17 protein-coding genes and 2 pseudogenes are annotated in these 21,821 nt (G+C 45.1%); 10 read left to right on the top strand and 9 right to left on the bottom strand.

Annotation, left to right across the window (positions count from 1 at the left end):
- Positions 1-32: 32 nt before the first annotated feature.
- Both MRK00_05960 and MRK00_05965 read left to right on the top strand, forming a co-directional pair.
- Positions 33-1,517 (top strand): glutamate synthase subunit beta, encoded by a 1,485-nt coding sequence (locus MRK00_05960; GenBank protein ID MDR4516919.1) that lies wholly within the window; start codon positions 33-35, stop codon positions 1,515-1,517.
- 183 nt (positions 1,518-1,700) lie between these two features.
- Entirely contained in the window at positions 1,701-2,282 is a 582-nt protein-coding gene (locus tag MRK00_05965) for an Hsp20/alpha crystallin family protein (protein ID MDR4516920.1), read from the top strand.
- A 112-nt stretch (positions 2,283-2,394) separates the two neighbouring features.
- Here MRK00_05965 and MRK00_05970 read toward each other — a convergent pair whose 3' ends face one another.
- The 3 genes from MRK00_05970 to MRK00_05980 all read right to left on the bottom strand — a co-directional run bounded on the left by MRK00_05970 (position 2,395) and on the right by MRK00_05980 (position 5,575).
- Positions 2,395-3,441: a hypothetical protein gene (locus MRK00_05970; GenBank protein MDR4516921.1), complete on the bottom strand. Its 1,047-nt coding sequence runs from the start codon at positions 3,439-3,441 to the stop codon at positions 2,395-2,397.
- Positions 3,442-3,649: 208 nt separating this feature from the next.
- A complete protein-coding gene (corA, locus tag MRK00_05975) occupies positions 3,650-4,762 on the bottom strand; it encodes a magnesium/cobalt transporter CorA (protein ID MDR4516922.1) in 1,113 nt (370 codons plus the stop codon).
- 55 nt (positions 4,763-4,817) lie between these two features.
- Positions 4,818-5,575, bottom strand: a protein-coding gene (locus MRK00_05980) for an IS5 family transposase (GenBank protein MDR4516923.1) whose coding sequence is annotated in 2 segments (ribosomal slippage) — positions 4,818-5,224 and positions 5,224-5,575 — 759 coding nt in all. Because the reading frame shifts where the segments join, the coding sequence is not laid out codon by codon here.
- 231 nt (positions 5,576-5,806) lie between these two features.
- Between MRK00_05980 and MRK00_05985 the strand changes: the two genes are divergently transcribed.
- Both MRK00_05985 and MRK00_05990 read left to right on the top strand, forming a co-directional pair.
- Complete coding sequence (locus MRK00_05985; protein MDR4516924.1) at positions 5,807-6,034, top strand: hypothetical protein; 228 nt, start codon at positions 5,807-5,809, stop codon at positions 6,032-6,034.
- A 140-nt stretch (positions 6,035-6,174) separates the two neighbouring features.
- On the top strand, positions 6,175-6,483 hold the full coding sequence (locus MRK00_05990; GenBank protein MDR4516925.1) for a cytochrome c: 309 nt from the start codon (positions 6,175-6,177) through the stop codon (positions 6,481-6,483).
- A 27-nt stretch (positions 6,484-6,510) separates the two neighbouring features.
- On the opposite strand, the gene MRK00_05995 is transcribed toward MRK00_05990, so the two are convergent.
- Positions 6,511-6,657, bottom strand: a complete 147-nt coding sequence (locus MRK00_05995) for a hypothetical protein (GenBank protein MDR4516926.1) — start codon at positions 6,655-6,657, stop codon at positions 6,511-6,513.
- A 423-nt stretch (positions 6,658-7,080) separates the two neighbouring features.
- Here MRK00_05995 and MRK00_06000 point away from each other — a divergent pair.
- Positions 7,081-8,144 (top strand): annotated as a pseudogene (locus MRK00_06000) (IS5 family transposase).
- A 252-nt stretch (positions 8,145-8,396) separates the two neighbouring features.
- A pseudogene (locus MRK00_06005) lies at positions 8,397-9,460 on the top strand (IS5 family transposase).
- Positions 9,461-9,632: 172 nt separating this feature from the next.
- On the opposite strand, the gene fnr reads toward MRK00_06005, so the two are convergent.
- Complete coding sequence (fnr, locus tag MRK00_06010; protein MDR4516927.1) at positions 9,633-10,385, bottom strand: fumarate/nitrate reduction transcriptional regulator Fnr; 753 nt, start codon at positions 10,383-10,385, stop codon at positions 9,633-9,635.
- A gap of 234 nt (positions 10,386-10,619) precedes the next feature.
- On the opposite strand from fnr, the gene hemN reads away from it, so the two are divergent.
- The gene (gene hemN, locus MRK00_06015; protein ID MDR4516928.1) at positions 10,620-12,002 is read left to right on the top strand and encodes an oxygen-independent coproporphyrinogen III oxidase; all 1,383 of its coding nucleotides are present in this window, start codon (positions 10,620-10,622) and stop codon (positions 12,000-12,002) included.
- Between the two features lie 333 nt (positions 12,003-12,335).
- Here the strand turns inward: hemN and MRK00_06020 are convergent, their stop codons facing one another.
- Positions 12,336-13,232 carry an SDR family oxidoreductase gene (locus MRK00_06020; protein ID MDR4516929.1) on the bottom strand — a complete coding sequence of 299 codons (897 nt, stop codon included), beginning with the start codon at positions 13,230-13,232 and terminating at the stop codon, positions 12,336-12,338.
- 55 nt (positions 13,233-13,287) lie between these two features.
- Between MRK00_06020 and MRK00_06025 the strand changes: the two genes are divergently transcribed.
- A complete protein-coding gene (locus MRK00_06025) occupies positions 13,288-14,334 on the top strand; it encodes a CDP-6-deoxy-delta-3,4-glucoseen reductase (protein ID MDR4516930.1) in 1,047 nt (348 codons plus the stop codon).
- A 36-nt stretch (positions 14,335-14,370) separates the two neighbouring features.
- Here MRK00_06025 and MRK00_06030 read toward each other — a convergent pair whose 3' ends face one another.
- The 3 genes from MRK00_06030 to hemC form a co-directional block, all read right to left on the bottom strand.
- The gene (locus MRK00_06030; protein ID MDR4516931.1) at positions 14,371-15,546 is read right to left on the bottom strand and encodes a heme biosynthesis protein HemY; all 1,176 of its coding nucleotides are present in this window, start codon (positions 15,544-15,546) and stop codon (positions 14,371-14,373) included.
- Positions 15,547-15,735: 189 nt separating this feature from the next.
- The gene (locus MRK00_06035; GenBank protein MDR4516932.1) at positions 15,736-16,545 is read right to left on the bottom strand and encodes a uroporphyrinogen-III synthase; all 810 of its coding nucleotides are present in this window, start codon (positions 16,543-16,545) and stop codon (positions 15,736-15,738) included.
- 2 nt (positions 16,546-16,547) lie between these two features.
- Positions 16,548-17,501, bottom strand: coding sequence for a hydroxymethylbilane synthase (gene hemC / locus MRK00_06040; GenBank protein MDR4516933.1), 954 nt, complete (start codon positions 17,499-17,501; stop codon positions 16,548-16,550).
- Between the two features lie 155 nt (positions 17,502-17,656).
- On the opposite strand from hemC, the gene ppc reads away from it, so the two are divergent.
- The gene (ppc, locus tag MRK00_06045) at positions 17,657-20,449 is read left to right on the top strand and encodes a phosphoenolpyruvate carboxylase (GenBank protein ID MDR4516934.1); all 2,793 of its coding nucleotides are present in this window, start codon (positions 17,657-17,659) and stop codon (positions 20,447-20,449) included.
- A gap of 48 nt (positions 20,450-20,497) precedes the next feature.
- Complete coding sequence (locus tag MRK00_06050; protein ID MDR4516935.1) at positions 20,498-21,805, top strand: insulinase family protein; 1,308 nt, start codon at positions 20,498-20,500, stop codon at positions 21,803-21,805.
- The last annotated feature ends 16 nt before the right edge of the window (positions 21,806-21,821 follow it).

Raw genomic sequence — 21,821 nt, forward strand, 5'->3', positions numbered from 1 at the left:
GTGCGTTCAGCAACCTGGGGAGTGACAGAAAAATGGGCAAACCAACTGGATTTATGGAGTTTCAACGTGAATTGCCGGGTGACCGTTCTCCACTGGAACGCGTGAATGACTGGCGGGAATTTCACGAACATCTTCCGGTGCAGAAACTCGAAGCACAGGCCAGCCGCTGTATGGATTGCGGCGTTCCTTTTTGCCATACGGGCACACTGATTGGCGGTATGGCTTCAGGCTGCCCGATCAATAATCTCATTCCCGAGTGGAATGATCTGGTTTATCGCGGCTTATGGAAAGAAGCCTTGCACCGTTTACACAAGACAAACAATTTTCCTGATTTTACCGGGCGCGTATGTCCCGCGCCTTGCGAAGGGTCATGCGTCCTAGGCATTACCGATCCGCCGGTGACCATCAAAAACATCGAATGCGCGATTGTCGACAAAGGTTTCGATGAAGGCTGGATTGTTGCAAATCCGCCGGTCAAACGCAGCGGCAAGAAAGTCGCCGTCGTCGGCTCAGGACCGGCAGGCCTATCATGCGCCGACCAGCTTAATCGTGCAGGCCATCTGGTAACGGTCTATGAGCGCGCAGACCGCATTGGCGGTTTGTTAATGTACGGGATTCCCAACATGAAACTCGATAAATCCGTCGTGCAAAGGCGCGTTGACCTGCTGGCTCTGGAAGGCGTGAACTTCGTCACCAATACGGCGGTTGGCGCTGATCTATCCGGGGCGGCACTGCGTGAAAGATTCGACGCCATTGTGTTGTGTTGCGGTGCCACCAAACCGCGCGATCTGGATATCGAAGGGCGTACGCTGGAAGGTATCCATTTTGCGGTTGATTTCCTGCATACAAACACCAGAAACTTGCTCGATAATGACTTTGTCTGCCGCACACCGGTTTCGGCCAAAGACAAACATGTCATTGTCATTGGCGGGGGCGATACCGGGACCGACTGCGTGGGGACTTCAATGCGCCATCAGTGCAAGAGCGTTACCCAGTTTGAAATCATGCCCCAACCGCCTGAAACGCGCCAACCCGACAACCCCTGGCCGGAATGGCCGAAGGTTTATCGGCTCGATTACGGGCAGGAAGAGGCCGCAGCGCGTTTCGGCGCTGATCCCCGCGCTTACCTGATTATGACCGAGAAGTTCGACGGCGATGAAAACGGTCATGTTAAGGCGCTGCACACTGTCGATATCGAATGGGCAAAAGACGGCAATGGCCGCTTTTTCCCCAAAAAAATTCCTGGGAGCGAAAAAACATGGCCAGCCGATCTGGTTCTATTGGCCATGGGATTCCTTGGACCGGAAGATGAACTTCTTGAAGAACTTGCGCTTGAGCGGGATGCACGGTCGAATGTCAAGGCCGAAGAAGGGCAGTACGCCACGAATATCGACGGTGTTTTCGCGGCGGGTGACATGCGCCGCGGTCAAAGTCTTGTGGTATGGGCTATCCACGAAGGACGCGGCGCGGCTAGAGAATGCGATCGTTACTTGATGGGCGAAACCACACTGCCTTGAGTGCTAGAAACCTGTTTAAGAACTCGATCATAAACAGGTCCCAGGGTTGAAAAAAATTATGGAATCCTTATTTCTAATAACGATGGATGTCCTTCAGTCATTGTTTGTACCACTTAGGAAAATAATTTTGGTTTTTTAATATTTCTATAAGAACGGATTCAAAGATCAAAAGGAGAGTTAATCATGGATTTGCATAAACTGAACCCCTGGAACTGGTTTAAACATGAAGAACCGGAAAAAGCCAAGTCCGAAGTCGTTCCGGTTAAAGAAGATGACCCGTCGTTATCAAAGCTTCCCCAAATTAACAATTTGAACCAGCTTCATCGTGAAATTGACCGGCTGTTTGAAGATGCTTTTCGCGGTTTTGGATTGCTGGGGCGGCCGCGATCTGATTTTCTGAGCCCGTTTTTCTCGGATGATTTTATGCCTGCATTTCGGGCCAGCGTCAATATCGCCAGCGACGAAAAGCACTATACGGTTACGCTGGAAGCCCCCGGTCTTTCCCAGGACGATCTGTCTATCGAATTAAAGGAACGCGTTCTGGTGATTAAAGGCACCAAGCAGGAAGAACAGGAAGAAAAAGACAAGCACTACTACCGCAAGGAAAGGCGCTACGGTTCTTTCGAACGCGTGCTGGCAGTGCCGGAAGATGCGGATATCGAAGGCATTCAGGCCAATATGGATAAAGGATTGCTGACCATTACTATCCCCCGCAGGGAAGTTGAAAAAACCGACGTCAAGAAAATTTCAATTCAGAAACGGTAGTTTGGTATGTTCGTACAACCACCGGCTATAGCCGGTGGCAAGTCATCGGTTTTTACGTAATAACGACACTAAAGCCAGGCCTGGATTTTTCTATGGCTTGAATGTTTGTTCGTTACTGTTTTGCTTTGCTGTTGATCAACAGGTTTGGTGGCGGACCGATCGGTTCAAAATCCCTTAATAACGGAACATCGTTTTTGTTAATCCAGCGAATATCCATATCGTAGGTGCCGTGCGCTCCCCAACTGCCGGTGAATTTCTTGCCATCCGGCGTAAACGTCCAACACATATCCTCGCCGCCTGTATTGATGGCATCACCCAGGTTTATCGGCTCCTGCCATTCACCGCTTTCATCCTGATGTGCGATCCATTCATCATGCCCGCCCCGCGAGCCCAAATCGGGACGCGTGCTGGTAATGATTAAACTTTTGCCGTCTTTCGACAATCCTGTCCAGTGCATATGATCGCGGTAAGGAGAATTGATTTTCGGCCCCAGGCTTTCCGGTTCCTGCCATACGCCGTCCTTTTTTTCAACTTTCCAGATATCGCTGTCCTGCGTAACCCCCGGCTGGTTATAGCTATAGTAAATCAGGCTGTCGGAGGCGATGATCGGGCAATGTTCCTCGCCGGTCGGCGTGTTGATATTCGGCAATTCCGGCACATCGTTCCAGTTTTTGGCGGATTGCCATACGCCATTGATTTTCTGGACCACATAGAGGTCGCCTGACATCATATTACCCGGTTCGTATCGCGTGAAATAAATGACATTGCCGTCGTCGGAAAAGCTCGGCTCCAGTTCCCAGGCAGACGTGTTGATGTTTGGCCCTACGGTCGGGTCAATATCCGGCCCCAGATGAATAGGGGGTTGCCAGGCGCTATTCTCATAGTGAGACATCCAGATATCAAAGTTATAGGGATTGCCGGGTGAATTTATGCTGCCTTCTCGGGTTGAAACAAAAATGGCTGTCTTGCCGTCCACGCTGTAGGTAATTTCCATTTCTGCGCCGGAAGAATTGATCGGCTTGCCCATACTTTCTGTTGCACGCGGTGTTTCTGTAGCGCCATTATTACCTGTCCCGTGCATGCCCGGCATGGCGAAAGCGAAATTGTGCGACAGGATAAACGCGGCAGCGAGTTTTGGAATAAACAATTTCTTTTTCATACGCTGAACTTCTTTAAAGATAAATAAGATTACTGATTTTTAGACAAGGATACGCCGAAAAAACCGGTTTCACAATTATGTTTGTCAATGACATCCAATGGGTGCTGGTCGGCTAAGGGAGAGTGGTTCGATATATTATAAACGTATGCAATGCATGACCCCGGTTGCTGTTAAAACCTGATGGTTTTTGACCTTGAGCGCCATTCCTTTACAGCCATTTCTTTTTTTTAAAATAAACCAGCAAACCAATGCCGAGAGTAATAAAAATAATCCATAGCGCGGGGTAGGCCCAGCGCCATTTCAGTTCCGGCATATGTTCAAAATTCATACCGTAAACACCGGCGATAAAGGTTAACGGGATAAAAATGGACGCAAAAATGGTCAACACCTTCATGGTTTCATTCAATCTGTTGCTGATGCTGGATAGATAAATATCCTGAATGGAAGCAATTCTTTCACGGTAGGAATCCAGCGAATCCGTGACTCGCAGCACATGATCGTAAACATCGCCATAATAGCGCAGTGTTTTTTCTTTAATCAGCCCAGTGTTCGCATGCTGTATCGCCGACAGTAATTCGCGCAATGGCGAAATGCTCCGTTTCATAATAATCAGGTGGCGGCGAAGTTGCTGGATGGTTTGTAGAATTTCTTTATTCGGATCGGTCAAAAGACTGTCTTCCAATGGATCAATGATGTCATCGAAGCTGTCTTCGACCACGAAATATTCATCGACAATTGTATCCAGCAATACATAGGCCAAATAGTCGCTGCCGTTGTGCCGCAGGCGGTCTTTGCGATTCTGCATCCGATAGTAAACAGGGTTGAAGACCTCATTGATTCTTTCCTTGAATGTAATGACATGGTTTGCAAGCAGCAAGATGCTGACCTGCTCATACTCTAAATCCATGTCATCGTTGTATTGCGCGCTTATGCTTTTGACAACCATGTAGATATAGTCTTCATACTCTTCCAGCTTCGGACGCTGATGCGTACTCAGAATATCTTCCAATACCAGTGGATGGATGTTGAGTTCGGTGCCGATGCGCTCAACAATACTGGTGTCGCTCAATCCATCAATATTGATCCAGGTAATCAGCGTATCATCCTGTATTTGCTGCAATTTAGAAATCGATTCTATCTCGTACTGTTTCAGCGTTTCTTCATTATATTGCGTCACGAATATGCGTGAGGCAGTTTCATGTTTCTCGCCGATATGAACCAGTGAACCAGGCGGCAATCCAGATTTATCCGCAGCACTGCTCAGAACCATCTTATCTTTCTGCTTGTGCAGTCGATGCCATGCTGGGTATTTGAAATCCATAAGTACTGTCCTTTGGGTATTTCATTATGATCATATTTTAACCTAGAGAGTGTCGTCACGAGATACTAGCCCAAATAGCGATGCATCGTATATGGACAGCCGCCAGAAACGATGCAGCATTCTTCGCATATCGTGTTGCAATGCCTCTCCAACGCTTTAGATGTAAGAATGCATTTTCCACTAAATGTCGATATTGGTATAAGTTTTTATCATGATTACGCGGGCGAATACGATTTTTCTTCGATGGAATTACTGGTTCTATTTGTTTAGTCTCACAGTGTTCAACTATCTCATTGGTATCATAAGCCCGATCAGCCAACAAATAGTCGGCATTGATGCCTCTGATTAATTCAACAGCTTGTGTACAATCCGCTGTGGTACCGTCTGTAATAAACATTCGGACCGGCATACCATGCGCATCCACGGCCAGGTGTAATTTCGTGTTGAGCCCCCTTTTGTGCGATTCATCGCTTGGTTCCCGCCTTTCGCGCCAGATGCATGCGGATGTACTTTAATATGACTGGCATCAATCATTAACCATTCGTAGTCCGGATCATTGACCAGTAATTCCAGTAACTTTTCCCAAACCCCTTTGTCCCGCCATCGGCAAAATCGTCGATGCGTGTTCTTCCAGTCGCCGTAATCCGGCGGCAAATCCCGCCAGGGTGCGCCCGTACGTAAAATCCAGAATACCGCGTTGATAAACTGACGATTATCTTTTGCAACACCTCCCCACGATCGCCCTGGCAAATGGGGTTCCAGTAACGACCAGACATGATCTGACAGATCATGTCTACGATGAGCTTCTGACATATTATTACCATTTATAATAATCACTTACAGCATAATTATATAGTAATTTCTAACTTGTGACGACACTATCTAGATTCCTCAGTTGATCGCTATTCAATACTTTAAATGTCGCGTGTATATTGGCTTTATACTGTTAGCTTTATTCACCAGATGGGTGAAATCGCTACGTACCCGATTATATGGTTTTCAGATCGTCTAGCATCGTTGTCCATCGTTGCATGGAGGATTGATATGCAAGGAGATATTTTTTGTGAACAACAAAGTATTGTGACAAAATATGGATTTTTAGAAATGTCCTTTATTTTAAGAATTGAATTTTCCGGCAGTTTGCAATTGATTCGTTATACACACCCAATTACTGATTTTGCCTTGAAAATACTGCGCGACCTCCAACTCACACAATTTGGCAAGATACCGGCTGTAACACCCGGTGTTTTTTTATTTTCAGCGCTTTACTGAAAGATGATTTTGTTTGACAAAATACTGCCGTTCTAGGTAAGGTTACCGCTTGTTTCAAATGACCAGTGATGGATAAAGATTTCGAAAAACTGACAGACTGATTGGATATATCTGTTTATGTATAAAAAAGGGAGTTAATAATGAAAAAACTGAGTTTTGCGTTAACACTGTTGGCGGCGGCTGCCTTAGCCGGTTGCGGTGGAAGTAATGATTATGCACCGTCTGCAGATGCAACTGGCGAGAGAATATTTACAACAGCTTGTACAGAGTGCCATAAACCGTTAAGAGGTGATGTAGCCATGATTCTGAGCCAGAAAGTGGCTAATAAGGAAGCGCTGAAAAACAAGTTTCAGAATGGCAGTATGAGAATGCCAGCATTTCCAAATATTCAAGGTGAGGCTGCTGACCGTTTGGCTGATTATCTCTTAGCTAATAGCGAAGTACAATAAGAATCGACATTCCTGCCAGAGGATGCATTAGTCTTCTGGCAAATTAAAAATAAAAACCGGTATTTCTCTGGCATAAAATTCGAGCCACGGTGAAACGCCGGAGATCCATATCAAATTCCTTAACAGTCTGCATAGCAATGCGGCAATATCCGAACGCGGATTTCGCCGTTTCATTTAAGCCACAAGCCCAATCAGTTCCTGTTCAGGCTTTTTAGGTCCGGGTTTGATTCGATTTTTGCTGGTGTATAGGTCTTGATATTTTGGTTTTACCAATGCCAGATAAAACTTCATGCGTGGAGCAGGTTTTAAAATAAACGGGATTTAAATCAAGGCAGCTTTGGTTTGTGATTTGACACTGGTCGGAGAATCAAAAATTCGGCCAATAATAGCCAAAACTGGATCATTAATCATGGAGAATAATTTTTGTCCAGAGCCGTCAGTCATTTAGCCCAACGTGGAGAAAAGACATAAGGGCATCTCTAAAAATTGATATTACAAGACAGGGTAATTCAGGAAGGGAAGCCATTTTTCATAGTTAGTGTATAATAACACATTGTTTATTATAGTTAATAGTCATATTCACTGATATAGGATTCCATCATGCAATTCAGTTTTTTTGACCTTGAAAATCGCTATGAACAGCTAAGCAAGCTAAGAGATCCGCTTGAAGAACTGAATCGCATGATCGACTGGAATTTATTCGCTGATCTTCTCAGGGAGACGACTACGAAGCCTAGGAAAAGCGCGGCTGGTCGCAAACCCTTTGATCGGGTGATGCTATTCAAGATGCTGGTATTGCAAAGAATGCATAATCTGTCGGATGACCAGTTGGAGTATCAAGTACGGGATCGATTGAGTTTCATGCGTTTTTTGGGGCTTGATTTGGCGGGGGTGGTACCGGATGCAAAAACGATGTGGGCGTTTCGGGAGGAGTTGAAGGAGAATCAACTGATTGAACGGCTATTTGCGAGATTTGCTGAATGTTTACGGGAGCTGGATGTTGAGCTGAAGTCAGGTCAGATCATTGATGCAACTTTTGTGACGGTTCCCAAGCAACGTAATACGCGTGAGGAGAACAAGATCATCAAGGAAGGTGCGATTCCGATTGAATGGGGGCAAAATCCTCACAAGCTGGCACAAAAAGACATTGATGCGCGTTGGACGAAGAAGAACAACGAATCGTTTTATGGTTACAAAGATCACGTGAATGTGGATCAGTGTACCAAGTTGATAACCCATGGGAATTTACATCAGCGGAAGTTCACGATAGCCAGGTTTTGGCAGAAGTGCTGCAATCCCCTAAAGAGGGAGGGACTGATGTTTACGCGGATTCAGCCTATCGCAGCGAAGCACAGGAAGAAATTCTGGCTACTTCTGGACACACGAGCCGCATTCACGAAAAAGGTGCTCGCAATCATCCACTCACGGACACGCAAAAGTTTGGCAACAAAAAGAAATCACAGGTGCGCGCACGGGTTGAACATGTATTTGGTTCGATGACGAATGAACTGGGTGGAATCACTATTCGTACCATAGGGCTTATGAGAGCAAAAGTACAAATAGGCTTGCTCAACCTCGTTTACAACATTAAGCGTGTGGTGACGTTGATTCGCAAAAGATGTTTCAGTTTCGACAGGGTTATTACGCCCAGAATTGCCTAAAATAGGAAAAACGAGAGGATAACAACCCAAAACGCCTTGAACTGAGCAATAATCAAATTCTTGAACAGAAAAATATCGGGAATCGAACTAATCGTTCCCCGGCTTGGAAAAATTCTCTTTATATAAGGGCATCTCTAAAAATTGATATTACAAGACAGGGTAATTCAGGAAGGGAAGCCATTTTTCATAGTTAGTGTATAATAACACATTGTTTATTATAGTTAATAGTCATATTCACTGATATAGGATTCCATCATGCAATTCAGTTTTTTTGACCTTGAAAATCGCTATGAACAGCTAAGCAAGCTAAGAGATCCGCTTGAAGAACTGAATCGCATGATCGACTGGAATTTATTCGCTGATCTTCTCAGGGAGACGACTACGAAGCCTAGGAAAAGCGCGGCTGGTCGCAAACCCTTTGATCGGGTGATGCTATTCAAGATGCTGGTATTGCAAAGAATGCATAATCTGTCGGATGACCAGTTGGAGTATCAAGTACGGGATCGATTGAGTTTCATGCGTTTTTTGGGGCTTGATTTGGCGGGGGTGGTACCGGATGCAAAAACGATGTGGGCGTTTCGGGAGGAGTTGAAGGAGAATCAACTGATTGAACGGCTATTTGCGAGATTTGCTGAATGTTTACGGGAGCTGGATGTTGAGCTGAAGTCAGGTCAGATCATTGATGCAACTTTTGTGACGGTTCCCAAGCAACGTAATACGCGTGAGGAGAACAAGATCATCAAGGAAGGTGCGATTCCGATTGAATGGGGGCAAAATCCTCACAAGCTGGCACAAAAAGACATTGATGCGCGTTGGACGAAGAAGAACAACGAATCGTTTTATGGTTACAAAGATCACGTGAATGTGGATCAGTGTACCAAGTTGATAACCCATGGGAATTTACATCAGCGGAAGTTCACGATAGCCAGGTTTTGGCAGAAGTGCTGCAATCCCCTAAAGAGGGAGGGACTGATGTTTACGCGGATTCAGCCTATCGCAGCGAAGCACAGGAAGAAATTCTGGCTACTTCTGGACACACGAGCCGCATTCACGAAAAAGGTGCTCGCAATCATCCACTCACGGACACGCAAAAGTTTGGCAACAAAAAGAAATCACAGGTGCGCGCACGGGTTGAACATGTATTTGGTTCGATGACGAATGAACTGGGTGGAATCACTATTCGTACCATAGGGCTTATGAGAGCAAAAGTACAAATAGGCTTGCTCAACCTCGTTTACAACATTAAGCGTGTGGTGACGTTGATTCGCAAAAGATGTTTCAGTTTCGACAGGGTTATTACGCCCAGAATTGCCTAAAATAGGAAAAACGAGAGGATAACAACCCAAAACGCCTTGAACTGAGCAATAATCAAATTCTTGAACAGAAAAATATCGGGAATCGAACTAATCGTTCCCCGGCTTGGAAAAATTCTCTTTATATAAGGTATTTTTAGAGATGCCCATAATTCAGTGATGTTGAGACCAGACCTTAAGCTGCACAGGAAGAATTTCCCATTTTCGATTTCAAAAGCTCAAGATCATGGATCTGGATATGTTTATTATTGACGGAAATAATCGCTTCATCCTGTAATTTTGAAAATGCGCGGCTTACCGTTTCGAGCTTTAATCCGAGGTAGCTTCCAATTTCTTCACGCGTCATTCGTAAATTAAAATTAGATTCCGAATAACCACGTACGGCTAAACGACGCGACATATTCAACAAAAATGTCGCCAAACGCTCCTCTGCCTTCATACTACCAAGCAGCATCATCACGCCATGATCTCGCACGATTTCACGACTCATTATCTTGTGAAAATGATGCATGAGTGATGGAATAGCACGACTGATTTCTTCAAGTTTGGCGAAAGGAATTTCACAGACTTCACTGTCTTCAAGCGCAACTGCGTCGCAGGTATGCAATTCAGTACTGATTGCGTCCAGGCCGAGTAATTCTCCCGTCATATGAAAACCTGTAACCTGCTGGCGGCCGTCTTCTTCGAGAATGCAAGTTTTTAGAAAACCACTTTTTACCGCGTATAATGCCAAAAATTTTGTACCAGTCCGGTGCAAATAACTGCCACGCTGTATTTTCCGCTTATGACTAACCACTTCGCCAAGGGTTTCTACTTCCTGATCATTTAAACCAACCGGCAAGCAGAGTTCCCGCAGACTGCATGTAGCGCAACTTGATCGCAGTTGAGCAACATCAAAATTTGTAGGTAGAAGACTTTCTGGTAGCAAAGCGTATTTATTCCAAATGTCAAATAAAATTTTTGATTCTTTTCATTGATCTGTATCAAAACCGGATATTTAACCTTTACACATAATTCTACTGTGATTATGAATTGATGTGTTAAGTTTATTTTGAAGTGATGTCCCCATCTTGGAAGTCGCGTACTTATACGTGCTTAATCAATGCCTAATTAATTAACGGATGTTAGCCTATTTAGCAGTATACATAAGAATTTTGTTTTCATGCATCCACGTCAAGAAATTGATCTAAAAGAAGTCAAGCCAGATATTGTCCGTTTCTTTGACTACAATGATCAAGATTATACTTTGTATCCTGGAACTGAATTGTTTACAGATTCTTTTAATGAAAAAACATACTTCTCGCGAATCAACAATCGTAACCTGGGTGGAAACCGCCGGCATCAATCGATATATATCCATCTGCCATTTTGCAGTACATTGTGTCTTTATTGCGATACAATCCAACATGAAAAGGAGGACAATAGACTACTTGACCGATACATTGGCTATCTATTAAAAGAAATCAGGCTGCTCGGAGAACTTTTTCAAAATGCCCCCAAGATTGAGCAGATACATTTGGGAGGTGGAACGCCGGCTTTATTGGATCAATCCCAGTGCGGCAGGTTGATGGATGAGATCCAAAAACAGTTTATCCTTGCCAAGGAAGGTTCTTTTCGCATCACAATAGATCCGCACTTGACCAGTGACAATTCGGTCAACCTGTTTCGGGAAATGGGTGTGAATTATCTAACGATTATTGTGCAGAATATCGATTCACAATTTCATCGGCGATCAAGTGGCAAACAAACCGGAAAAGATAATGATAGTACAGTTTTCAAAATTATGGAAATTGCCCAAAAAAATGATTTTAATACGATCAGAATTGAATTAATTTATGGATTGCCCGGGCAAAGTAAAAAGAATTTTAGTCATACACTTGATGCAATCATCGCAGCACAACCCAATCTCATCAATTTACGAAGTTACAATCATCAGCCGGAAGAATTCAGGGCGCACAAAACCATTCGGGCAAGCAACCTGCCAACAATAGAAGAAAAGTTTGACCTTAGACTGCTCGCGATACATCGTTTAGTTAATTCAGGTTATATTCATATCGGGATGAATCTGTTTGCGCGTCCGGACGATCAATTGGTGTCAGCACAACGGCAGGGCCGTCTTTACTATGATCTGCAAGGTTATTCAATTTATCCAGACAGTGATTTTATTGCACTTGGCATGTCGGCCATTGGCAAGACCGGCCCAATCTTCGTACAAAATCATGGCGATTTGCCGCATTACTATGCCCAACTGGATCAAAACAAATTGCCTGTCATGCGAGGACTTGAGCTCAGCCTTGATGACATATTGCGTCGTTCAGTTATACATGCATTGATATGCCATTCAGTCGTATCTTTTGAATCTGTTGAAACTTTTTTTTCTATTGATTTTAAACACTATTTTGCACGTGAATTATCTGTGCTGGCAACACATGAGAAAGCGGGTCTGGTGGCTATCAATGACGAAGAAATAAGTATTACGCCAATAGGTCAGTTATTTGTCGGAAGTATCTGCAAGATTTTTGACAAATATTTGCGGATAAATTAGTACTCTATCCATTTGATTTTGCGAGGATCAACGATCTTGTCAGCGTATATGACAAGACGTGACTTGCCAGAAATAGTTGTTCAATTGTCAACAGGCGCAACAAGTACACGCGCAGACCATGTACGCTGACAAGCATACCCGCAGAACGCTGCCGTGAGGATCTTAAACGGGAACAACCTTATCACTGAGTGCGGTGCCTTGTTGCATAACGCCACGACAACACTGTACCCGGCAATATCAAATGGATAGCGCAATAAAAGCAAGCATTACATTTTAAATTGCTTAAAAACCGGAATGCTGTTCCTTGGCATGTATTGTTCGAAATACTACTTTTCAAGTATTATTTTTAACTGCATCCTTCACACCTTCCGCAACAGTCGGATACTGGAGATTTACTTGCAATTCCTTTTTCATGCGCAGATTTCCGATGCGCCTCGATTCGTTCATAAATGACAACATACCCGGCGAAATGCGGCCAGCGGCCTGACTACGTGAAATTCGTGGCGGGCGTGGTAAATTAAAATTGTCTGCGACGAGGTCGAAATAATCGCCCATTTTCATTTGGGTATTATCTGTCGCGTTGTAGACTCTGCCGGATTTTCCATACTGAATAGCCAGACTGATGATGCGCGCCAGATCGTTGGCATGGATATGGTTAGTATAGCCATCATCGATTGCCTCAAATGCCGGTAGACCATCCTGGATGCGCCTTAGCGGCAAGCGGGTTTCAGCATAAATACCGGGTACGCGCAAAATAGAAACCACGACATGGTTGCGAACACCCCATTTGCGTATCTGTTTCTCGGCGTCTACTCTACGTACGGCGCGCTCATTGTACGGATTCAATGGCCGTGTTTCGTCGATCATGGCACCCTGGCAATCGCCATACACACCACTGGTGCTGATATAGACAAGTCGTTGTGGTAGAATCTTTTGTTTGTTTCTCTCCGGTTTTGAAAGTGCCGCAAGAAGGTATGTGGTGCGTGGATCCCGTTTGCCCTGGTTGGGTGGTGGTGCCAGGTGAATCACGGTTTGCGCGATGCCCGAGAGTTTTTTAAGACTGCTGGGGTTATCAAGATTGCCTTGAATGGGGATCACGCCGAGTGAACGAAATTGTTCTGTATTGCCGGGATTACGAAACAAGCCGAAAATTCGATATTTTGTGTGTAAAAGTCGTACAGTGCGGAGCGCAATATCACCGCAGCCAACGATGAGTAATGTTTTTTTCATATAACTGTTTTTTCTTCCTGTTCTGTTTAATATTGTTTAATTCTTCAGCAACCGCATGTCGCATCAAATTATTATAAAGCCCAGTGAGCATGTGATGCATGCTGCACCCGGCGAAACTATTTTGCAATCAGCCCTGCGCGAAGGCTTTTCATTGCCCTACGGATGCCGTAACGGTTCCTGCGGCATCTGTAAAGGGAAAATTTTAACCGGCACGGTCGATTATGGCCGCTATAACGAAGAGACGCTGACTGAAGAAGAAAAACAGGCAGGCATGGCATTATTCTGCTGTGCTTCTCCAGTGTCTGATCTAGTCATTGAATGCCGCGAAATCAGCGCGATCAAGGATATTGAAATCAAAACATTACCTGTCCGTGTCGAACAGCTTGACCGCGTAGCACCCGATGTAATGATTATTTCCCTTAAGCTGCCGGCCAATCAGCGATTACAGTTTCTGGCAGGACAGTATATCGACATTTTGCTCAAAGACGGGAAACGGCGCAGTTTTTCACTGGCCAATGCGCCACATGATGATGAGGTCCTGCAGTTACATGCACGCAACTATCCTGGCGGTGTGTTTGCCGAGCATGTTTTTACGCGCATGAAAGTGAAGGACGTTCTTCGTTTTGAAGGTCCGCTTGGTTCATTTTTCTTGCGGGATACACCTGAAGATGTCCCAATTATTTTTTTGGCCAGCGGGACAGGTTTTGCACCGATCAAAAGCATACTTGAACATGTTTTCTACCAGGAAGCCAGCAAGACTGATAAACATAGCAAACGGAATATGACGCTTTACTGGGGCGTTCGTACCAAAGCCGATCTTTACCTGATCGACTTGGCCGAGCAATGGCATCAGCAACACGACAATTTCACTTTTGTTCCGGTATTATCCGATGCGTTACCAGAAGACAACTGGAGTGGAAGAGAAGGCTTCGTCCATGAGGCCGTTTTGCAGGACTTTACGACACTTGAAAATCATCAGGTTTATGCATGCGGTTCCCCGGTGATGGTAAAAGCCGCTTACCAGGATTTTACGACGATGCGCAAACTGCCCAGAGACGGCTTTTTTTCTGATGTTTTTACACCCTCGACAAATAGTGAATAATTAATCTGTTTGTGAGTGGGAACCGCAACGTGAGTATTAACCCGGGCAACCGCGCTTTAATGTCAATTCAAGCGCTTTGTTATATTGATCCATAGCCAATTCGTGCTTGCCGAGTTTTTCATTCAACTGCGCCAGAGCAAAATGCGCGGTTGAAGTAGGTTCAACGGAAAGACTGGCTTCAAGATAACTTTGCGCTTTACCCCAGAGTTCGCAATGCGTGCATAATTTACCCAGTGTCAGAAGTAAACCCGCATTATTGGGTTGCGCTTTTAACCAGACTTCTGCGCACTCAATCTGCCTGCTGACATGATAATTAAGGCACTCTGCATAAAGTGAAATCAGCTCGGCATCCCAGTCTGTCTGAACATTCTGCTCAACGATTTTATGTGCAATCGTGCAATCGCCTAGAGAAATGTATGCACGCGTCGCGGCAGCAGCTACACGACTGTTTTTCTGTTCATTCTCAGGCAAGCTATTCCAGTATTTATTTAACGATTCAAGATCTGAAGCCTTGATTCTGAAGTTTTCCAGATGCACTTCATGTCTAATTTTTTCGTAATGCGCTTTATTAAGTGGATGGCGGTGTATTAGTACCGCGGTTATCTCAAGAACAGCATCCCAGTTCCCGGCCTGTTTTTGTGCTTCCAGTTCCAGTTCCAGTACGGCGGTTGGCTGTAAACCGCCCGAAGTATATAAATCCTGTAAAACATCCAGTGCTTCTATATGGCGGCCATCATTTAACAGCATTTCGGCTTTGGTAACCAGCCGCAACGTCCGTTCATCCTGGAGTTCCTGATCTGTCTTTTCCAGCAACGTATTTCTTGTGGCAACATCTGCAATATTTTGGGCCGAACGTGTCGCGATTACTGAATTAATTGCTTTGACAAGCGGTGTTTTTGCCAATTTAAATCCTTTTGCCGCGCTTTTTTTGGCATGATCATAATCGCCTTCAAAAAAGGCTTTTATGCTCATCAGCATTAATGATTCAGCCCTGATGTTGCGGCGGTTGAATAAACCGATCAACATTCGAACCAGAAAATAAAAAACAGCCAATGCCGCGACAAGTCCCGCTATAGCATAATCGAGTGACAACTCTATTTTTTCATACGGCGGTACTTCTACCATAATAGAACCGTTACTATATTCTTCGACAGCAAGTGCGACAACGACAGCAGCAGCAAATAGTACTAACACCCAAAGTATCAGTCTCATATCCTCTCCTTGTTAATGTTGGAGCCAATCATTCCTTTGCCATCCCTATATCATTGACGCAATATTTTATGCATTCTGAATTTTTGGTCCAAACTTTTTCATTATCGTATCAATCCATCAACAACTCTTTGACGCTCCCTGGTTTGAGGGTTTGAATAAATACAGCTGTCTCAAACCATCAAAATTATTTCAATCTTTGGTGACACAAAAATAATCCTGCATACTTTGCAGTATACCCCGATCTCCGGAACAAGCCGTATGCACAACATTTTTTAGTCCGGCTTTTCGTGCGTTGTGTGCAATACGTTCATGCGCAGTAAATACAGGCGTTATTTTCAGCAATTGTTGGCCATATGAGCCAATTATGTCAAACAAATTTCGCAATCCTTCGGTACTTGTGATAATAACAGCATTTATTTTTCCATGTGACCAGTTTGCAATTAAATGACTTATTGTACTTGGGTCGATATCGGGCTTGCCTCGATAATAGCATTCTGCATAGTCGAGTAATGCGCCGCGCTGCTTCAGCGTATCACCCAGCACAGGCCGGCCGCCGTTACCTCGAAAAATAATGATGCGCTTTCCGGATACCTGTTGTAATGCGTCTAGCTCGAGTAATGCTTCGCTGTCGAAGCGATCAATTGGAATGATGACCTGGCCAACACCATATTCCTTTAACGCATCTGCGCTGCCTTTACCGACCGCAGCAATTTTCAGATGGGCAGGTAATATTTGATGTGACTTGCGGTGTGTCTGAATAAACCGCATTGCATGATGAACAGCATTCGGGCTGACGAAAATGGCCATATCATATGCTTCCAGTTGCTGGAAAAGTTTAAGTATCGGTGCTTTGTCCTTGACCTCCGATATTTCCAAAACTGGAAAAATAACCGGATTACCGCCCAGGTTTCGAATACTATCAGCCAGAAAAAAACTCTGGTGCTCAGGCCGGGTAACCAATATGTTGATACCGTTCAAAGGCCTAGTTTCCAGATTCATTGTCACCAACCGCTATTTGTTTCAATCGCGGCCAGAATTTTGTCGGCACCCTGGGCAATCAGGTTTTGTGCCATTTCTTTTCCCATGTCTTCGCCGGCTTCAGGCTTGCCTATTAATTCATTGTTGACCATTTGCTTGCCATCGGGGCTGGCAACAAAACCGCGCAGCTTAAGCCCATGATTTGTCATTTCGGCAAAAGCACCTAGTGGGATCTGACAACTGCCGCCCAGTACACGGCTCATGGCCCGTTCGGACTTGACACAATAGGCTGTTTCCTGATGGTGCAGTGGCTGCAGCATCGCAACCAGATCAGCACGATCTTCCCGGCACTCAATTCCCAGTGCCCCTTGACCGACTGCAGGCAAGCTTTTCTCAGGACTTAGCAATGCAGTAATGCGTTCGGATAACGCTAAACGCTTTAAGCCGGCTGCGGCCAGAATGATGGCAGCATACTGTCCTTCATCCAGTTTTCGTAGCCGGGTTTGCACATTGCCACGCAGTGGTTTGATTTCCAAATGGGGAAGTTGCGCGCGTAACTGGCTTTCCCGCCGCAAACTGGATGTGCCCACAATACTGCCTTCCGGTAATTCGTCCAGGCTTTTGTATTGATTGGAAACAAATGCGTCGCGCGGATCTTCGCGCTCGGTAATGGCCGCAAGTACGAATCCTTCGGGAACAATCATGGGCATGTCTTTCATCGAATGAACAGCAATATCGGCGCGCCCATCCTCAAGTGCTTGTTCCAACTCCTTGATAAAAAGACCCTTTCCGCCAATCTTTGATAAAGATTTATCCAGTATTTGGTCACCCTGGGTTGTCATGCCAAGTATGCTAATTTCTGTTTGCGGGTATAATTGGGTTAACTGTTGCCGTATGAACTTGGCTTGCCACATGGCAAGCAGGCTTTCTCGGGAAGCTATAATAATTTGTTGCGGAATTTGAAATGCGTTGGACATTAAATAAAAAAATAATAAAAATAACAAAAATTTTGAATATATGTTTAACAGGCATTCTAGCATGACCCATGCTGGCGTGGACAAACTTCAATGCGTACTAATCTGGTTCTAAGGCAATATAGACAACACAATTTAAACTAGAGGCAAATGGCATTATGCATATTGTAGGGTTAGAAAACTTTCTCGAGGACAAATTCACTGAGGATAAGGATTTACCGCTTCGAGAAGATATTCGCTTGTTAGGTCGCATGCTGGGAGATACCCTGCGCGAACAGGAAGGAGAAACTGCTTTTGATCTGGTTGAAAAGATACGGCAAACTGCTATTCGCTTTCACAGGGAACAAGATCCTGAAGCGCGTCGAGAGCTGGACAGGATTCTTTCAGAACTCAGTAACAGGGCAACGATCGTTGTGGTGCGCGCTTTTAGTTATTTTTCCCAACTCTCAAATATTGCCGAAGACGTGCATCATAATCGCCGCCGCCGTGCGCATCTTTGCGCGGGCTCGCCGCCGCAATCCGGCAGTGTAACGCGGGCATTGGAACGCGTACTTGAAAATGGAATAGACAGTGAATCGTTGGCCAATTTTTTTGCCAAAGCAGTTGTTTCACCGGTGTTGACGGCGCATCCAACAGAAGTTCAACGCAAAAGTATCCTGGATTGTCAACTGACCATAGAGCGTTTATTGAGAGAACGTGCATTGACTCAGTTGACGCCGAATGAATTGCGTCAAAATGATGAAAATCTGCGAGCAATGATTCAGGTATTGTGGCTAACACGTATGTTACGCTCGGTGCGTTTATCCGTTCATGACGAAATCGATAATGGCCTGACGTATTACAGTTATACGTTTTTGTCACAGATACCTTATATTTATGCAAAGATTGAAAATCTGCTGGAGCGCCATATGGGCGACGAAGCGCCCAATATAAGCTCGTTTCTACGCATTGGCAGCTGGATAGGCGGCGACAGGGACGGCAATCCATTTGTCACGCACCAGGTTATGCTGTATGCGGCGGAACAGCAATCTGCCTTGGCGCTTGATTATTACATTGAAGAAGTTGAAAGAATCGGTCACACCATGAGCCTGGCCGAGCGTCTTGTCAATATTACCGATGAACTGGAAGAACTGGCGGCATCATCGCCCGATATTCCAGCCTGTCGGATTGATGAGCCTTACCGTCGCGCATTTATCGGAATCGGCGCACGCTTGATTGCGACCTGCCAGCATCTCGGACACCTTCCCAAGCAAAAAGATTTGTTCGATGCGGCGAAGCCTTACGCTGACAGCGCAGAATTTGTACATGATCTTGACGTTATCATCAAATCTCTTAAACAGCACAAGGCAAATTGGATTGCGCGCGGTCCGCTGCGCAACTTGCGCCGGGCAGCGGATGTCTTTGGCTTTCATTTGGCATCATTAGATATGCGTCAGCACAGCAAGGTTCACGAGCAGGTTGTTGCCGAGCTTTTTGAACTGGGTACTCACCGTCAGAATTACCTGGAAATGACAGAGGATGAACGTATTGAATGGTTATTGACTGAAATCAGCAGTCCGCGCCCACTGCTTTCGCCATACCTGAATTACTCGGAATCCACGCAGGGTGAATTACGAATCCTGCAAATGGCGGCAGAAATTCATCGCCGCTTCGGTTCCCCTGCAATACCCAATTACATCATATCCATGACTACACATATTATCAATGTGCTGGAAGTGGCTTTATTGCTGAAAGAAGTCGGTCTATTACATGCAAGAGAAAATCCTTATCTCGGTTTAAACATTATTCCGTTGTTTGAAACCATCGCGGACTTGCGCAGCTGCGGCAAAGTTATGGATCAACTGTTTTCATTGCCCTATTACAGAAAACTGCTTGTTTCGCGCGGTAATGTACAAGAAGTCATGCTGGGTTATTCGGACAGCAATAAAGACGGCGGTTTTATCACGTCTAACTGGGAAATTTACAAAGCCGAAATTGAATTGACCAAGGTTTTTGCCAAACATAACATCGAACTCAGGCTTTTTCATGGACGCGGCGGTACGGTCGGCCGAGGTGGCGGCCCAAGCTATCAGGCCATTCTAGCGCAACCTCCCGGGAGCGTTAATGGACAGATACGGGTAACCGAACAGGGTGAAGTTATCAGCAGCAAGTATGCCGAACCGGAAATTGGCCGACGCAATCTTGAAACGCTTGTGGCCGCCACTATTGAGTCCACTTTATTAGGCCATGATCCGCTTGGCAATAATGCAAATCGTTATTATCAGGTAATGGAAAAACTGGCTGTACATTCGTATGCAGCGTACCGCAACTTGGTATTCGAGACGCCCGGCTTCAAACAATTTTTTCAGGAATCAACACCAATTCGTGAAATTTCAGGCCTGCATATCGGCAGCCGTCCTGCTTCCCGCAAGGCATCTGACGAGATTGAAGACTTGCGCGCAATTCCGTGGGTGTTCAGTTGGGGACTTAATCGTGCGATGATTCCCGGGTGGTATGGTTTCGGGCATGCGGTAGAGGCCTTTGTACAAGGCGATCAGACGGGTACGGGATTGGAATTGCTGCAGGAAATGTATCAAACATGGCCGTTTATGCAAACCCTGTTATCAAACATGGACATGGTTCTGGCCAAAAGCGATATGGGCATTGCTTCGCGTTATGCAGAACTGGTAACGGATACCACTCTGCGGGAACAAATTTTTGGACGTATCCTCGAAGAATGGAAAAGATGCAAAAAATGGCTTTTTGCCATAACCGGAAATAAAGAGCTGTTAGAGGATAATCCGACACTGGCGCGCAGTATCCATAACCGGACACCGTATATTGATCCGCTCAATCATTTGCAAGTTGAATTGCTACGCCGGTATCGCTCGGGCGAGGACAGTGACGAGATAAAACGCTCTATTCATTTAACGATTAACGGCGTCACATCGGGGCTCAGGAATAGCGGCTAAACCGTAAGCCAATCATTAAATATGCTTAACAATCAACGAGAAAAATTTATGCGCATAAAACACAGTATTTTTGCTGTACTAATTTGTATTTGTTCGCAATCGTTATCGGCATCATTGTCTATACAGTCCTGGCAGACAACTTCAGGCGCACGCGTTTATTTCGTGGAAAACAGTGAATTGCCTATACTGGACATTAGCGTGGAATTTAGCGCGGGCAGCAGCAAAGACAATCCAGAAAAATCAGGTGTTGCCAGTTTGACGCGGCATTTGTTGAACCTTGGTGCCGGCGGGTTATCTGAGGATGAAATTGCCAATGAACTTGCCGATGTTGGCGCTCAGCTGGGCGGAAACTTCGATGAGGACCGTGCAGGTTTGACGCTGCGCACATTAAGCAGCGATCGAGAGCGTCTACAAGCGCTGGAAATATTTTTTCGTCTTGTTCAAAACCCGGAATTTCCACAGGATGTTCTAGAACGTGAGAAAACCAGAATTATTGCAAGTATCAAAGAATCGAGCACCAAACCGGCTTATATCGCCAACCGAGCGTTAATGAAGATGCTCTACAATGAGCACCCGTATGGATTGAACGAATCCGGGGAAATCGAAACCGTTGAAAAAATTCAACGCAAAGATCTGCTCACCTTTTATCAATCTTACTATACTGCACGTAATGCAGTTGTCGCCATCATCGGCGATATTAACAAACAGCAAGCTGCAATAATTGCGGAATCGCTGACGGAAAACCTTTCTAAAGATACAAAAAACAGTCATTTGCCACCCGTTGAAAACCCGGTCGGTGAAATTAAAAGAATTGCGCATCCTGCAACACAAAGCCATATACTTCTCGCCTATCCCGGCATTCGCCGAAACGATCCAGATTACTTTCCGTTGCTGGTTGGTAACTATATCCTTGGCGGCGGCGGATTTGTATCGCGTCTGATGGAAGAAATTCGCCAACAAAGAGGACTGGCCTATAGTGTTTACAGCTTCTTTTCTCCACTGCGTGAAAAAGGACCATTTCAGATCGGCTTGCAAACGAAAAAAGAACAATCAGAAGAAGCACTCGCCTTGACACAAAGCGTTTTGAAAAATTTTATTAAGGAAGGCCCGAGCGAGGATGAACTGATTGCCGCCAAGCAAAATATCATCGGCGGTTTTCCTCTAAGGCTTGACAGTAACAAGAAGATTTTGGGATATCTCGCCATGATTGGCTTTTATAACCTGCCTTTAACCTATCTCGACGATTATCTAATAGCTGTTGATGCAGTTACCACGGCACATATCAAGGATTCCTTTCAGCGCCGCATAGACCCGGAAAATATGGTGACCGTGATTGTCGGCGCGGTCGAGCAGTAAATCACAAACCTGCACA

The organism is Nitrosomonas sp., assembly GCA_031316255.1.
Lineage (GTDB): Bacteria > Pseudomonadota > Gammaproteobacteria > Burkholderiales > Nitrosomonadaceae > Nitrosomonas.

Coding starts and splice junctions, on each gene's coding strand:
- MRK00_06035 (MDR4516932.1), bottom strand. CDS start 16,545: ATGAATCTGGAAACTAGGCCTTTGAACGGTATCAACATATTGGTTACC.
- MRK00_05995 (MDR4516926.1), bottom strand. CDS start 6,657: ATGAAACGGCGAAATCCGCGTTCGGATATTGCCGCATTGCTATGCAGA.
- MRK00_05990 (MDR4516925.1), top strand. CDS start 6,175: ATGAAAAAACTGAGTTTTGCGTTAACACTGTTGGCGGCGGCTGCCTTA.
- MRK00_06020 (MDR4516929.1), bottom strand. CDS start 13,232: ATGAAAAAAACATTACTCATCGTTGGCTGCGGTGATATTGCGCTCCGC.
- MRK00_05970 (MDR4516921.1), bottom strand. CDS start 3,441: ATGAAAAAGAAATTGTTTATTCCAAAACTCGCTGCCGCGTTTATCCTG.
- MRK00_06030 (MDR4516931.1), bottom strand. CDS start 15,546: ATGAGACTGATACTTTGGGTGTTAGTACTATTTGCTGCTGCTGTCGTT.
- MRK00_05965 (MDR4516920.1), top strand. CDS start 1,701: ATGGATTTGCATAAACTGAACCCCTGGAACTGGTTTAAACATGAAGAA.
- MRK00_06050 (MDR4516935.1), top strand. CDS start 20,498: ATGCGCATAAAACACAGTATTTTTGCTGTACTAATTTGTATTTGTTCG.
- hemN (MDR4516928.1), top strand. CDS start 10,620: ATGCATCCACGTCAAGAAATTGATCTAAAAGAAGTCAAGCCAGATATT.
- corA (MDR4516922.1), bottom strand. CDS start 4,762: ATGGATTTCAAATACCCAGCATGGCATCGACTGCACAAGCAGAAAGAT.
- MRK00_06025 (MDR4516930.1), top strand. CDS start 13,288: ATGTCGCATCAAATTATTATAAAGCCCAGTGAGCATGTGATGCATGCT.
- ppc (MDR4516934.1), top strand. CDS start 17,657: ATGCATATTGTAGGGTTAGAAAACTTTCTCGAGGACAAATTCACTGAG.
- hemC (MDR4516933.1), bottom strand. CDS start 17,501: ATGTCCAACGCATTTCAAATTCCGCAACAAATTATTATAGCTTCCCGA.
- MRK00_05960 (MDR4516919.1), top strand. CDS start 33: ATGGGCAAACCAACTGGATTTATGGAGTTTCAACGTGAATTGCCGGGT.
- MRK00_05985 (MDR4516924.1), top strand. CDS start 5,807: ATGCAAGGAGATATTTTTTGTGAACAACAAAGTATTGTGACAAAATAT.